The organism is Streptomyces sp. NPDC001401, from assembly GCF_042895385.1.
In the GTDB taxonomy this organism is placed as follows: Bacteria; Actinomycetota; Actinomycetes; order Streptomycetales; family Streptomycetaceae; genus Streptomyces.
This window is the reverse complement of sequence record NZ_JBIAWI010000009.1, coordinates 295,615-309,260: the sequence shown is the minus strand read 5'-3', so window position 1 is coordinate 309,260 and position 13,646 is coordinate 295,615. Positions and strand designations below refer to the sequence as shown.

At 70.7% G+C, this 13,646-nt stretch carries 11 protein-coding genes; 3 read left to right on the top strand and 8 right to left on the bottom strand.

Annotated elements, in window-relative coordinates; genetic code table 11:
- Nucleotide 1 precedes the first annotated feature (1 nt).
- Both prcB and ACFY10_RS29000 read right to left on the bottom strand, forming a co-directional pair.
- Entirely contained in the window at nt 2-856 is an 855-nt protein-coding gene (gene prcB, locus ACFY10_RS29005) for a proteasome subunit beta (protein WP_390668143.1), read from the bottom strand.
- A gap of 93 nt (nt 857-949) precedes the next feature.
- Nucleotides 950-1,345 (bottom strand): YybH family protein, encoded by a 396-nt coding sequence (locus ACFY10_RS29000; protein ID WP_390668142.1) that lies wholly within the window; start codon nt 1,343-1,345, stop codon nt 950-952.
- A gap of 104 nt (nt 1,346-1,449) precedes the next feature.
- Between ACFY10_RS29000 and ACFY10_RS28995 the strand changes: the two genes are divergently transcribed.
- Nucleotides 1,450-2,106 carry a nucleoside/nucleotide kinase family protein gene (locus ACFY10_RS28995; RefSeq protein WP_390668141.1) on the top strand — a complete coding sequence of 219 codons (657 nt, stop codon included), beginning with the start codon at nt 1,450-1,452 and terminating at the stop codon, nt 2,104-2,106.
- On the opposite strand, the gene ACFY10_RS28990 is transcribed toward ACFY10_RS28995, so the two are convergent.
- From ACFY10_RS28990 to ACFY10_RS28965, 6 genes are all read right to left on the bottom strand, one after another.
- A complete protein-coding gene (locus ACFY10_RS28990) occupies nt 2,096-3,928 on the bottom strand; it encodes a hypothetical protein (RefSeq protein ID WP_390668140.1) in 1,833 nt (610 codons plus the stop codon). The two genes, ACFY10_RS28995 and ACFY10_RS28990, sit on opposite strands and share 11 nt — an antisense overlap.
- Nucleotides 3,929-3,977: 49 nt before the next feature.
- On the bottom strand, nt 3,978-5,693 hold the full coding sequence (locus ACFY10_RS28985) for a hypothetical protein (RefSeq protein WP_390668139.1): 1,716 nt from the start codon (nt 5,691-5,693) through the stop codon (nt 3,978-3,980).
- 2 nt (nt 5,694-5,695) lie between these two features.
- Nucleotides 5,696-6,598: a carbohydrate ABC transporter permease gene (locus ACFY10_RS28980; protein WP_390668138.1), complete on the bottom strand. Its 903-nt coding sequence runs from the start codon at nt 6,596-6,598 to the stop codon at nt 5,696-5,698.
- Nucleotides 6,595-7,506 carry a carbohydrate ABC transporter permease gene (locus ACFY10_RS28975; protein WP_390668137.1) on the bottom strand — a complete coding sequence of 304 codons (912 nt, stop codon included), beginning with the start codon at nt 7,504-7,506 and terminating at the stop codon, nt 6,595-6,597. The genes ACFY10_RS28980 and ACFY10_RS28975 overlap by 4 nt, the downstream gene beginning before the upstream one ends.
- A gap of 115 nt (nt 7,507-7,621) precedes the next feature.
- A complete protein-coding gene (locus ACFY10_RS28970; protein WP_390668136.1) occupies nt 7,622-8,953 on the bottom strand; it encodes an extracellular solute-binding protein in 1,332 nt (443 codons plus the stop codon).
- A 280-nt stretch (nt 8,954-9,233) separates the two neighbouring features.
- Nucleotides 9,234-10,367 carry an ROK family transcriptional regulator gene (locus ACFY10_RS28965; protein WP_390668135.1) on the bottom strand — a complete coding sequence of 378 codons (1,134 nt, stop codon included), beginning with the start codon at nt 10,365-10,367 and terminating at the stop codon, nt 9,234-9,236.
- 229 nt (nt 10,368-10,596) lie between these two features.
- On the opposite strand from ACFY10_RS28965, the gene ACFY10_RS28960 reads away from it, so the two are divergent.
- Nucleotides 10,597-11,496: an N-acetylglucosamine kinase gene (locus ACFY10_RS28960; protein WP_390668134.1), complete on the top strand. Its 900-nt coding sequence runs from the start codon at nt 10,597-10,599 to the stop codon at nt 11,494-11,496.
- 200 nt (nt 11,497-11,696) lie between these two features.
- Complete coding sequence (locus ACFY10_RS28955; RefSeq protein WP_390668133.1) at nt 11,697-13,625, top strand: phosphatase PAP2 family protein; 1,929 nt, start codon at nt 11,697-11,699, stop codon at nt 13,623-13,625.
- Nucleotides 13,626-13,646: the final 21 nt, after the last annotated feature.

Sequence of the window (13,646 nt, the reverse complement as noted above, 5' to 3'; positions counted from 1 at the left end):
GTCAGGGTGCGGCGTTCGGCCCGTCCGGGCGGCTGCGGCGCTGCTCGACCATCTCCCGGCTCAGTGCCTCCGTGTCCGGCTCGGACAGCCGCTCGAAGCCGTCCTCGGTGATGACCGACACGATGGGGAAGATACGGCGGTTGATGTCCGGGCCGCCGGTCGCGGAGTCGTCGTCGGCCGCGTCGTACAGGGCCTGGAGGGCGGCCAGGGCGGCCTCCCGCCGGTCCATGCCCTTGTGGAACAGCTTCTTGAGCGCGCCCCGGGCGTACGGCGATCCGGAGCCCTCGGCGTGGAAGTCCGTCTTCTCGTACAGGCCGCCGGCGACGTCGAAGCTGAAGATGCGGCCCTTCTCGCCGTCCGGGGCGGACTCGTCGTAGCCGGTCAGGAGCGGTACGACGGCGAGGCCCTGCATGGCCTGGCCGAGGTTCTGCCGGATCATGCCGGCCAGGCGGTTCGCCTTCGCGTTGAGGGTCATCGGGATGCCCTCGATCTTCTCGAAGTGCGCCAGCTCGACCTGGTACAGCTTCACCATGTCCAGGGCGAGTCCGACGGTGCCGGCGAAGGCCACCGCGGTGTAGTCGTCCGCGGGATGCACCTTCTCCAGGTCGCGTTGTGCGATGAGGTTGCCCATCGTGGCGCGGCGGTCGCCGGCGATCAGCACGCCGTCGCGGTAGGCGAGGGCCAGCACGGTCGTGCCGTGCGGGAACCGGCCGGGCTCGGCGCGGACGCCGTCGGGGAAGGGGCGGCGCGTGGGCAGCAGTTCGGGGCGGTGCGCAGCCAGGAACTCGGTGAAGGACGCAGCTCCCGGAGTGAAGAACTCCTCCCCCAGCCTGCCATCCGTGTCACTCGCGGTCATGCCACTCCCCCTCCTCGTCGGTCGACATTCGACTCCTACCTGAACCGGGCCCGCGGGAAACGCCCGGATCGCGCACGGCGGCCTGTCGGTTCGTCAGTCGTGGGGGAACGAGTGGTGTTCGTGCGCGACCAGCCAGCGGTCCCGCTCCTTGCGCAGGCCGAACGTCAACCGCAGGCGGAGAGTGGGGTGTTCGGCCAGTTCCTCAGGTGTGGCGCAGCGCAGCAGTGCGTGCGCGTAGGCGACGTCGGTGCCGGCGGTGACGTCGAGGGACTCGATGTCGAAGCAGGCGCCCTGGGCCTGCCACACGAAGAACGGCGGCCAGGTCGCGCGGTAGGCGGCGAGGCCGTGGATGCCCTGGTGCGGCGGCGGGACGTCGTACATCACGATGTCCTCGGCGTGGTCGGCGAGGACGCCGTCGAGGTCGCCGCGGTGGACGGCCTCGGCCCACTTCTCGATCAGTGTGCGGATCTGTGCTGCGTCGTCGGGCACGGCACCGGCTCCCTTCCTCACCACGGATGTGTCCCCTCTACTGAGACGACTCCCCGCGCCGCCGCAGTTCATCGCGCCGCCGCCCGGGTGACAGACTCTGCCGTGTGCCACTGACTTTCGACGATCTCCTGGCCCGTGCCCGCGCTCTCCCCCGAGGCGGACGGCGCGCCGTCCTCGGTATCACCGGCAGCCCGGGCGCGGGCAAGTCGACCCTCGCGGAGAGCCTGGTGCGGGAGCTGAACGGGACGGCCGGACAGCCGTGGGTCACGCACGTCCCCATGGACGGCTTCCACCTCGCCGACGTCGAGCTGGACCGGCTGGGCCGCCGGGACCGCAAGGGGGCGCCCGACACCTTCGACGCGGCCGGATACGCGGCGCTGCTGGCCCGACTGCGCGAGGAGGACGAAGCCGAGGTGGTGTACGCGCCGGGGTTCGAGCGGGTGCTGGAGCAGCCGATCGCGGGCGCCGTCCCGGTGCCGCCGACGGCCCGGCTGGTGGTCACCGAGGGCAACTACCTGCTGCTGGAGACGGGAGCCTGGCCCCGCGTCCGCAGCCGGCTCGACGAGGTGTGGTTCTGCGAACTGGACGAGCAGGAACGCCTGAGGCGGCTGATCGCCCGGCACGAGGAGTTCGGCAAGGAGCACGAGGAGGCGGTGGCCTGGGTGCGGCGCAGCGACCAGCGCAATGCGGAGCTGGTCGCCGCGACCCGGGCCCGGGCGGACCTGGTGGTCCCGGTGGGCGAACTCGCCCTCAAGTACTGACCGCGCGCAGCGTCAGCTCCGGCTCGCCCTGCTCGTCCTCGGCGCCGATCACCGCGGTGAAGGCGGAGGTACCGATGGTCAGCCCCTCCCCGGTCCGTTCGACCGACACCGTGAGCGGCGCCTCGGAGCCGTACCGTACGGCGAACACGTGCAGATCATCCGGTGTGCCCGGGATCGGGCCCGCCTCCAGGGCGGTGGAGCTGACCAGGTGGCGCCAGCCGTCGTCGGGGTTGCCGTAGCCGCGCGGGTCGGCGGCGAGTGCGAACGCCGCCTGCTCCTGGCTGAGTTCCGCACGGGCGTCGAAGTGCTCCTCGCCCTGCGCCTGCGGGTGGGTCAGGCGGAGCGTGCCCGCCGACGCCACCGCGCCCTGGGCCGTCCGGCGCACCCGGTCGCCGTCGTCCTCGGCGTACGGCAGGCCGGCGAGCAGATACGGCTCTCCGGGCAGGCGTTCGACGGCGACCGTCGTCCACAGGCTCGTGCCGTCGGTGACGTAGAGGGACCGCACGTGCCGCAGGACGTGGTCGCGGCCGACCACCGGTTTGGTGACCAGCTTGGCGGCCAGGCCGTCGGTGCTCAGGTCCCGCACCCGGACCTCACCCATGGGACGGCAGAACACGAATCCGTCCAGTACGGGGCCGAAGCCGTGCTGCCGGTTCACGGCGGCCGGCAGGTAGTACGTTCCCCCGGCCTCGACCAGTGACGGGGTCATACGGTCGTCGAAGGCCACCGAGACGGTGCCCGCCCGGAGTTGGTGGCGCACGGGCTCGGTCGAGGGGGTGCGGTGCCAGCGCGTGGGGTCCTGGATCTGCCAGACCAGCATCCAGGCGAAGTGCCCGTCGACGCCGCCGTCGGGCTTGACGGCGTGCCGCCCCCAGCGTGTGTCGCCCCGGTAGCGGCCCAGGTCGGAGCCGATACGGCGGCTGAAGTAGCGCAGGCCGAGGACCGACTCGAAGCCGGAGTGCTGCTCACTGTAGCGGGGACCGCCGTTGTCGAAGCCGCCGCCGGTGAGGCGGGCGTCGATGTAGCGGGCGAGCGCGTCCCCGTCCTCCGCGAAGATCTCCTCGCCGCTGACCCGGTGGGCCTGGGCGAGGAAGGAGAGGGAGATCGGGCCGTAGTTGTTGTCGTAGGCGCCGCCGTGCTCGGGAGGCAGCAGGGCACCCCGGTCGCGTACCCGGTGGGCACGGATCTCCTCGGTGTAGAGGCCGATCGCCCGGGCGCGGGCCAACTCCCCTTCGTCCGGCGGGAGATGGCGTGCCAGCATCAGGCCGCCGACGACGCAGCCGATGGCCTGGTTGCCGGCCTCCTGCGGGTTGAAGAAGGTCGCCTCGGTCAGCCACCACCAGTAACCCCGTGCCACGTCGAGCAGTTGGGCGCGCTGGTCGGCATCGACCAGGCCGTCCGGTGCGTCGAGGATGTTGACGGCCTGGAGCAGCGCCCACACCGTGCTCGGCCAGTCGCCGATGGGATGGGCACCCGCCTCCAGGACGTAACGGGCGTAGGGGAAGCCCGAGTTGCGGATCCTCAGGTTCGGGTAGCCGGGGTTGTCCTCGGTGTAGACGCGCTCGTTCAGGTGGAAGGCGAGGCTGCGGTGCACCGCTTCCGGCAGCCTCGGGTCCTTGGTGCGCTGAAGGGCGAGCACCAGCAGGGACGTGAGGCCGAGGGAGGTGTCGCCGATGTCGTCGACGCAGTCAGGGTGTTCGAGGTTGCCCTCCGGCGTCATCCGCCGCAGGGCCTGCTCGACCACGTCGGCGAGGACGGCGTCGTAGGCCTCGGGGGTGTCGGGGAGGTCGTGCAGGGGGCCGCGCTGGTGGAGGAGGTGCACGGGGATCAGTCCTTCATGCCTGAGGTGGCCATGGCGTGGGTCGTCGGGGTCACACGACAGGTTCGGACCGGCGGGCGCGCAGTGCGACGGTCAGGGTCTGCGGGCCCTGTCCACCGAGGTAGACGCGGTTACCGGTCGTGCCATCGGTGCCGCCCACCACGGTGTAGTCCTGACCCGGGTCGTAGCGCAGCACGTCGCTGCGGTCCGGCCCGGCGAGCGGTTCGCCCGTCTCGACGGCGGCCTCGACCCGGATCTCGTCGTCGCCGACGCGGTAGGTCAACGGCTCGGTCGTCAGGCACCAGCGTCCGTCGCCGAGCGGTACGGCGCCCTGCGGCTCGCCGCCCGGCCGGAAGGTCAGTTCGAGGGCCCAGGGCACCGATGGGCCGCTGATGTCGATCCGCAGGTCGGCCCCGTCCTCCCGCAGGTCGACCTCGACTCGGGTCGTGTGGGAGACCTCGTCCTGAGGGCGGTCGGGGAAGGCCATCGCCGCGGAGAAGCGGCCCTCGTCCACCAGACGGTAGGCGCCGTCGTCGCGCCTGAGGTCCTTCGGGAGCGGCTGGTAGTAGGCGGTGGTGAGGGTTTGGGTGAGCCGGTACCGGTTGTCGGCGAGCTGTTCCATGTCGGCGGCGCGGAACGGGCCCAGGTCGAAGAACACCCGCGAGAGGCGGACCGCGTCGAGGACGGCGGCACCGGCGAACAGGCGCAGGAAGGTGGGGTTGCAGGCGAGGCCCGAGCGGATGCGCCGGTGCTCGGGCACGTCGGAGCCGCCGTACACCACGGTGTGCGCGGTGGCCGAGACGTGTGCGGCGAGGCGTGCGGTAGGGAGGTACCGGTCGCGCGGGAGCTTCTCCGCGTCCGGGGCCGGCAGGGCGCGGCACAGATCCGGGGTGAGGAGGGTCTGGGCGAGCAGGTCGGGGTCGTTGATGCCGTCGGCAGCCGCCAGGCGGGCCGCGCGGGCGAAGTCGCCCCGGCCGGTGCGGATCGCGAGCAGCCGGTAGTGCGGCAGGTAGGGCCAGAGCGCGAACGAGAGCCTCTGGTCCTGGCGGCGCGAGTGGACGGTCTCCACCGTGCCGTCCGGCCTGATCAGGTCCAGGGTCGTGGCGAGGTTGCGTTCGACGGCGTCCAGCAGGTCGGTACGCCCGAGCACCTCGGCCAGCAACAGCAGCGACGGGTTGGTCACAATGGACGCGTAGACGGCGCTGCGTTCCGAGTACAGGCCGTCCGCGTCGATGTCGACGCCCTCAGCGAGCCACTCCTCGGCGCGGGCGAGCAGCCGGGCGTCCGGGAACGAGCGGTGCAGCCGGGCCAGCGCCGCAGACAGCTCCCAGCGGTGGTTCGGGGTGTGCACCCCGCCGGTCAGGAGAGGGCCGGTGGCGGCGCCCGCGATGTCGGCGAGCGCCGCCGTGACGTCAGCCAGTTCCGGCCCCGCGCCCGCGGCGAGGACGTGCGCGTCGCACACGTCGTTGACGGTGAACGCGGAGTCCGGCGGCGACTGCACGTTGTCGCCGCCCGCGAAGAGGCCGGAGGCCGTCTGCAGGGACCGCAGGGCACGGAGGTGGGTCAGCGCGGCGGCGACGGCCCGCTCGCTGCCGTGCAGGGCCGACTCCGGCGAACGGTACGCCGCGACCAAGGTCTTCACCCGCCGGGCCAGGGCGCGGTGCGGCCCGATGAATTCCGCCGACGGGTCGGCCGCGAGCAGGGCGGCCGACCCGTCGGCGGCGAGCGCCGCTGCGCGGACGAACTCGTGGTCGAGCAGGGCGGTCAAGGTCAGTCCTTCAGTCCGGCATTGATGTCGGCGCCCATGACGTAGCGCTGGAAGACCAGGAAGATCACGATCAGCGGGATCATGGAGATGACCGATGCGCCGAGCAGGACCGACCAGTTGATGTTCTGCGCGCCGACGATGCTCTGGATGCCGATCTGCACGGTGAACTTGTTGGGGTCGTTGAGCATCAGCAGCGGCCAGATGTAGTCGTTCCACCGCCACTGGAAGGACAGGATGGCGAGGGTCAGCATGATCGGCCGGGACAGCGGCACCATGATCCGGAGGAAGATCGACAGTTCGCGCGCGCCGTCGATGCGTGCGGCTTCCACGAGTTCGTCCGGGACCGTCAGGAAGAACTGACGGAACATGAAGCATCCGGTCGCGGTGAGAACCGCCGGGAAGATGATGCCGGCGAACGAGTTGTAGAGGCCGAGGTTGCGGACCACCAGGAACTCCGGGGCGAGCATGACCTCGCCCGGCAGCATCGTGGTGGCCAGGATGCAGAGGAAGAACGCCTTGAGCCATTTGTTGTCGTACTTGGCCAGCGCGTACCCGGTGCAGCAGCTGACCCCGACCGTGAGGATCGTCGTGATCACGCACACGATGGTCGTGTTGATGAAGTACTGGGAAAAGTTGGCACTGCGCCACGCCGTCAGGTAACCCGACAGGGTGGGGTTGTGCGGAACCAGCGTCAGCGGATAGGAGAACAGGTCGCTGGCCGGCTTGAGGGAGCTGAGGATGAACCACAGCACCGGCAACCCGTAGAGGCACGCGAGGATCCACAGCAGTGTCGTCGCGGACACCGCCTGCCGGATCCCACCGCGTGCCGCGCCGCCGGGCCGCTTCTTGGAGATGACCCGTCCTGGATCGGCGTCGACCTTGCGAGGCATGTCTGTGGTTGTCATCGGTTCTCCACCCGCCGGTTGACGATCAGCTGGATGATCGCGACGGCCATCAGGATGAGCATGAGCACGAATGACGCGGCGCTCGCGTAGCCGATCTGGCCCCGTTTGAAGCCGGTCTCATAGATGTACTGGACCATCAGGTTGTTCGACGTTCCGGGTCCGCCGTTGTTGAGCGCGACGAACACCGGGTATTCCTTCATCGCGTTGATCGTGTTGAGCAGGATGACGATGAACGAGGTGGGCGCGATGCTCGGCAGCGTGATGCTGAAGAACTGGCGCCATGGGCCGGCGCCGTCGAGCGAGGCCGCCTCGTAGTACGACACCGGTACGTTCTTGATCGCCGCGATGAACAGCAGCATCGTGAAACCCGTCCACATCCAGGATGCCGCCATCACCACCACCAGCAGCGACAGGTCCGCGTTCGACTGCCACGGGACGGCGCTTCCGCCGAGCTTCCCGATGACGTAGTTGACCAGTCCGAAGTTCTCACCGAACAGCCACCGCCACAGCACACCCACGACGATGGGCGACAGCAGCCACGGGATGAAGAAGATGACGCGGGCGACGGACGCGCCCTTGGCGTGCTTGCTCACCACCAGGTTGGCGGCGAGCAGTGAGAGCGCGAAATTCAGCGGTACGAAGAGGACGACGTACAGCAACGTCCGGATCAGGGCGTCGTAGAAGGTGGAGTCCCCGAACAGGTTGTGGTAGTTGTCCAGGCCGATGTACTGGAACGCCCCCACACCGGTGTAGTTCGTGAAGGAGTAGACGAGCCCGATCACCGCCGGCCAGACGAAGAACAGCGCGAAGAGCACGACATTGGCCGCGATGAGGACGAGCGGCGCAAGGGTGTACTTGCTGCGTCTCCTGGGCGGGCTCGCGGACACGTCCGAGGCGCCTTTTGTCATCTTCCTGACTCCGTGCTGGTGGAATGGATTGCGGTGGGTTCACGCCATGAGCCCGGCATCGTGTGGGCGTAAAGGGCCGGGGGCGCTGTCGAGACACCGCCCCCGGCCCTGTGGCTTACGATCCGCCGCCGACCTGCTGGTTGTAGCCGGCCACGATGTTCTCCAACGCCTTGTCGGACGACTGCTGGCCGTTGACCGCCTTGCCGAGCTCCGTCTTGGTCGGGTCCTCGGTGAGACTCTTGCCCTTCAGCACCCAGTCCGTCTGCGCGCCGTTGAAGTAGCCGGAGATCGGGGCGTACAGCGGGATCTCCTCGTTGTACAGCTTGAACGCCGCCTGTGCCGCCTCGGACTTGAAGGGGTACTTCGGGGTCAGACCGCTCTCGACGGGCAGGAACCCGGACGCCGCACACAGCTCGGTGTAGTGGGACGGCTCGTACAGCCAGGACATGAACTTCTTCGCGGCCGTGGCCGCGTCGCCGTTGTTGTTGAACCCGACCATCATGCCGCCGCTGTTGACGTCACTCGCCTGCACCGGCTCGGCGGGAGTCGGGACGCTCGCCCAGTCGAACTTCTTGATGCTCTCCGAGAAGGCGGCGACCTGCCACACGCCGGACCAGTAGGCGACCACGTCACCGCTCTGGAACATGGCCGACGGGTCGGCGCCGCTGGTCCACACCGACTTCGGCATGGTCTTGTCGTCGTTCCATCCGACGAAGGTCTTCACGGCCTTCTTGGTCGCCGCGTCCACCGAGAACTTGCCGGAGGCGTCCGCGTGGACGTACTTCCCGCCGAGCTCGTACACCATGGCGCGGAGCCGGGACGGCGACTGGTCGAATGTCAGGGAGTACTTGGCGCCGGTCTTCTCGCGGACCTTGTTCGCCGCCTTGATGAAGTCGGTCCAGGTCCAGGTCTTGTCGGGCGAGGTCGGGAAGGAGACGCCGGCCTTCTTGAACAGCGTCTTGTTGATGAACATGCCGGACGCGGTGACGTCCGAGGGGATGGACAGCACCTTCCCGGACGAGTCCTTGGCGAGGAAGTTGGCGTTGATGTTGTTGCTCTTGTTGTTGGCGATGGAGCTGAGGTCAATCAGATTCTTCGACCAGATCGGGTCCAGCGCCGGCACGGCCGCCACGTCGGGCAGGGAGTTCGCCTGCGCGGCGTTGTGCAGCTTCGTCGTGTAGCCGTCGTAGGGGATGTTGACGAGCTTGACGGAGACGCCGGCTTCCTTCTTGTACTGCGCCACCAGCTTCTTCCAGCCCGCGTCCTGCCCCGGAACAGTGGAGATCCAGAACGTCAGCGACTTGGAGTTCCCGCCCGAGCCGGACCCCGACCCGCCACAGGCGGTGAGCAGAAGGGCACCTGCCGTGGCCACGGCAGCGAGGGGAACCACACGGCGTATGCCGCCGCGGCCGAGACGGCGGGAGCGCCGCACACCCACACTGGTCATTTTCGATCCCTTTTCGTCGTACTGGACGGAGCACGGCGCCAGCCGAGGCGGCACGGGTGCATTTTGCAGGAAATTTCGAATTTCGCTTTCCGGGGCACGGCCTCGCCCGGCCGCGTCGCCCTGACGGATGGTGTCCCCGGCCATGAGGGCCGTCGTCGCACAAGCACGCCCTCGTGCGACTGCCGTACTTCGCGTACGGGCGGGAGGCTCACCCGGAGTCGGCGTCCCGGCCGACTTAGAAAGCGCTTGTCCGGACATTGGCAGATCGAGTCGGAGGCCGTCAATCCTTCGCCCCCGCGGCCTCGGTCACGGTTTGGACTCCTCGGGAAACCGCGAGCCGGGCGGCGCCCACGACGGTGCCGAGATCGCCGACCGTGCTGCTGACGACTTCGGTGGGCCAGCTCAGCCGGGCGAGCTCGGCGCGCACACCGGGCAGGATCTGCGGGTCCGCGCCGGTGCTGCCGCCCAGGACGATCAGTCCCGGGTCCAGTACGGCGGTCACGGCGGCGGCAAGACGGCCGACGTCGGCGGCGTGGCGGCCGATCACGGCGCGGGCCGCCACCCGGCCGTCCCCGGCCAGGGCGAAGAGCTGCTCGGCGGTGCGCGGGCACGGCCCGTCCTCGTCCGGCCAGCCCTCGGCCGCGCGCCGCAGGAGCGAGCGGGCGCCGATGTACTCCTCCAGGGCCTCGTGGCGCGGCTCGCGGCCGTCGTCCCAGGGGTAGGGCAGCCGGGCCAGCTCACCGGCGGCGCCGTTGGCCCCGCGCAGCACCTGACCGCCGACCACGATGCCGAGGCCGATACCCACGCCGATCCGCAGATAGCCGAAGGTGCGCCTGCCGCGCGCGGCGCCCTCGTGCAGTTCGGCGAGCGCGGCGCAGTTGACGTTGTTCTCGAGGTGGACGGGAACGCCCGGCGGCAGCGCGACGGCCATGGCGTCGAAGACGGGGCCGGCCTTGGCCGTGGCGGGGCGCATGCGGGCGCCCTCCTTCTCCCGTGCGGTGACGTCGCCGACGGCGACGACGACGGTGCGCAGCGGGGCGCCGGCAGGCAGCGCGACGAGCGCCTCGCGCACCACGTCGGCGGCCTCCTCCCGGGCCCCGGTGGCCTGGGCCAGCAGGGTGCCGTCCAGGGCACAGCCGCGCACCCGGGTGAGGGCGGGGCCGAGGTCGACGGCGAGCACGGCCCCGGCGGCCGGCCCCAGGCCGTAGACGGCGGCGGAGCGGCCCGTGCCGCCCGAGGCGGTGCCGGAGTGGGCGGCGAGCCGGGCGCCCTCCAGCTCCGCGACGGCGGAGGACACGGTGGGCTTGGACAGGCCCGCCAGGCTTGCGAGCTGGGGCCGGGTCGCGCTGCCCGCCTCGGCGAGCACGGCGAATACCGCGCTTGCGCTCTCGGTCAGGCGGGGGGCTTCCGCCACGTCGTGTATCACAGTTCTCCCACGGGTCACGGGCCGCTCAGTGGTCGAGTGCGCGATGCCTCTTGACGCACTGTACTTCGTTAGTTAACTTCCTAACGAACTTCACGGTACTCGCCTGCCGTGTCCGTCAGAAGCCCGTCCCGGGGCTTCCCTAGTTCACCAACTCCCGTTCCCACCAGCACGGTTCGCCCGCCGTCGCGGCCCAGCGCATCGACGAAAAAGAGGTTCCGTGCAGGACTTCACGCCCCTCGTGGTCGGTATCGACGTGGGTGGCACCAAGACACATCTGCGTGCCTACGTCGGCACGGAGCTTGTCGCCGATCACGTCCGGACGAGCAGCGGCTGGCGGCCGCACGACCCCGTGGCCGCCACCGGCTGGCTGGCCGCGCTGGTCGCCGACGCGCTGCCCCAGGGCGCACGCCCGGCGGCTGTCGCCGTGGGCGGCCACGCCTGCGAGACTCCGCGCCAGTGCGCCCAGATCCGTACCGCCCTGCAACTGCACTTCGACGCACCCGCGCTGGTCGTGGGCGACGCCGAACTGCTCGTGCCCGCCGCGGGCCTGGACAAGGGGGTCGGCCTGGTCGCCGGCACCGGTTCCGTCGCGGTGGGCCGGCTCGCCGACGGCAGCTCCCTCCAGGTCGGCGGCTGGGGTGCGGTGCTCGGCGACGAGGGCGGTGCGGCCGGTCTCGTCCGCGAGGCCGCACGGGCCGCCTGGGCGGCGCACGACCGCGGGGAGGAACCCGATGAGCTCGCCCGGGGTCTCCTCGCCTCCTTCGGCGTCTCCGAAGTACCGGCGCTCGGCGCCGCGTTGGAGAGCGCCACGGATGTCTCCGCGCAGTGGGGCCGGCATGCGCCGGTCGTGTTCGCGGCCGCCGAGGCGGGCTCGCCGCTCGCCCGTGCGGTGATCGCCGAGGCCGGCCGTTCGCTGGCCGCGCTCGTGGAACGGCTCGCCGCGCGCGGGGTGGTCGTCGACGACGTGGTGATCGCGGGCAGCACCGTCCTCGCTCAGGGTTCGCTGTACGGCGCGTTCGCGACGGCGCTTGCCCGGTCCGTGCCCGGAGCACGTCCGCAGCCGCTGCGCGCACCGCCGGTGGAGGGTGCGGTGGCGCTGGCCCGTTCGATCCTGTGAACCGGTCGGCCCGCGTTCACGCACACGACACGTCACGGTCGCCGGGCCCTCGCCGACGGGACAGGACCCGGCCGTAGATCTTCGCTCAAAGCTTCACGGGACGCACCGGATTCGCACATCGCCCGCGTCCCACGGGACACCTCTGATCGCACGATCTCCTTCCCGGCCGCACGGCCGAAGAACTGAAGAGAGGCACACGCATGCCGTCACCTGCCGGGCACCGCTCCTCCTCGAAGGCCGGTCGACTCGCCGTCAACAGGCGGGGGTTCCTCAAGACCTCCCTGGGCGCCTCGGCCGGTGTGCTGGCCGCGCCCACCTTCGTGACCTGGCTGACCGCCGCCGACGCCAAGGCCGCCACGACGCCCGCGGCATTCGTCGACGACTACAAGACCAACGTCCCGACGAACCTCACGCCCGAGACCAACGCGGTCGTCCGCGCGCTCGGCGGGTTCGCGCAGATATGGAAGACGGGCGGCGCCTGGAACACCGGCACGCCCCTGCAGCCCGACGTACTGCGCGCGAACATGGACTATTGCGCCGAGATCACCGGCGCGCGCACGGACGCGCAGGCGAAGGATGCGTTCCTCTACGACCGCCAGCACCAGAGTTACGCGATGATCGCGGGCCTGGGTCCGCTGGCCGGCCTGTACAAGGCGGGCGCCAAGGCGGTCACGTCGATCACCAGCGCCCCGGACGGCACGCCGCCCGCCAAGATCGACGACGCGGTGCCCGCGGACGCCCCTGCCGGCTCCGCGCTCGGCGCCGGCTCGCACGACTCCGTGCTCGGCAAGGTGGCCGAACTGGTCGACACGGTGCGCGGCCCGTACGCCTCGGGCAACCCGTCCAAGTACGCCTTCCAGTACCCGCGTCCGTGGCGCATGAACGAGGACAGCGAGGTCGTCGACACGGGCGCGAAGGACGCGCTCGGCTACCCCGTGTACGACTCGAAGGTGGTCGTCGCGCCGCAGCTGCTGCGCCAGCGCAACACGTCCCCGACGGACGACGGCGGCTTCCCCAGCGGCCACACCAACGCCTTCCACCTGGCGGGCCTGGCCTACGCGTACGCCGTGCCGGAGCGTTTCCAGGAGCTGGTGACCCGGGCCTTCGAGCTCAGCCACACCCGGATCATGGCGGGCATGCACTCCACGGTCGACGTCATGGGCGGCCGCATCATGGCCACCGCCCTCGCCGCCGCCACCCTGGCCGACCCGGCGAACGCCGGCCTCAAGGCCGCGGCCCGCGCGCAGGCCCTGGCCTACTTCGAGGCGCAGACCGGCACCACGGCCGACACGCTGTACGACTACGCACACTCGGACGGCACCGACCCCTACGCGGACCGGGACGCCAACGCCCGTGCGGTCCGGCCCCGCCTGACGTACGTGCTGACCCGCCACTGCCGCAGCGAGCCGCTGACCGTGCCGAAGGGCGCGGAGGTGCTGCTGGAGACGCGGCTGCCGTACCTGGACGCGGACCAGCGGCGCGAGGTGCTGCGCACCACCGCGCTGCCCTCCGGGTATGTGCTGCTGGACGGCTTCGAGCAGTGGGGGCGGCTCAACCTGTTCGCCGCGGCGGACGGCTACGGCGCCTTCGACACCGACGTGACCGTCACTCTCGACGCGGCCGCGGGCGGCTTCGGTGCCGCCGACAGCTGGCGCAACGACATCTGCGGCGACGGCGGCCTCACCAAGCTGGGCAGCGGCACGCTCACCCTGGCCGGCCACAACAAGTACACCGGCGGCACCGTGGTGAAGGACGGCGTGCTGGTCGCCGCCTCGTCGCATGCGCTGGGCCACGGCTATGTGCGCGTCTCGGGCGGCACGCTGCGGCTGCAGCGGCCCGTGCAGGTGCACGGCGTATACGCGCAGGAGTCCAGTGCGCTGGACCTGACGCTCCGCTCGGGCCACGAGCCCGCCCTGGAGGTCACGCGCCGGGCGGTGCTGGGCATGGGCAGCATCCTGACGCTGCAGCTCGACGCCGACCGGCCGCCGGCCGCGGGCAGCACGGTGCGGGTCCTGTCCGCTGCGGGGCTTCGCGGCCAGTTCGACCGCGTCGAGCTGAACTCCGACCAGCTGCGGGCCGTACCCGTCTACACGACGGAAGGTCTGTCGGTACGACTCCTGAAGCGGTAACGCACGGGAGGCGGGAGCTGA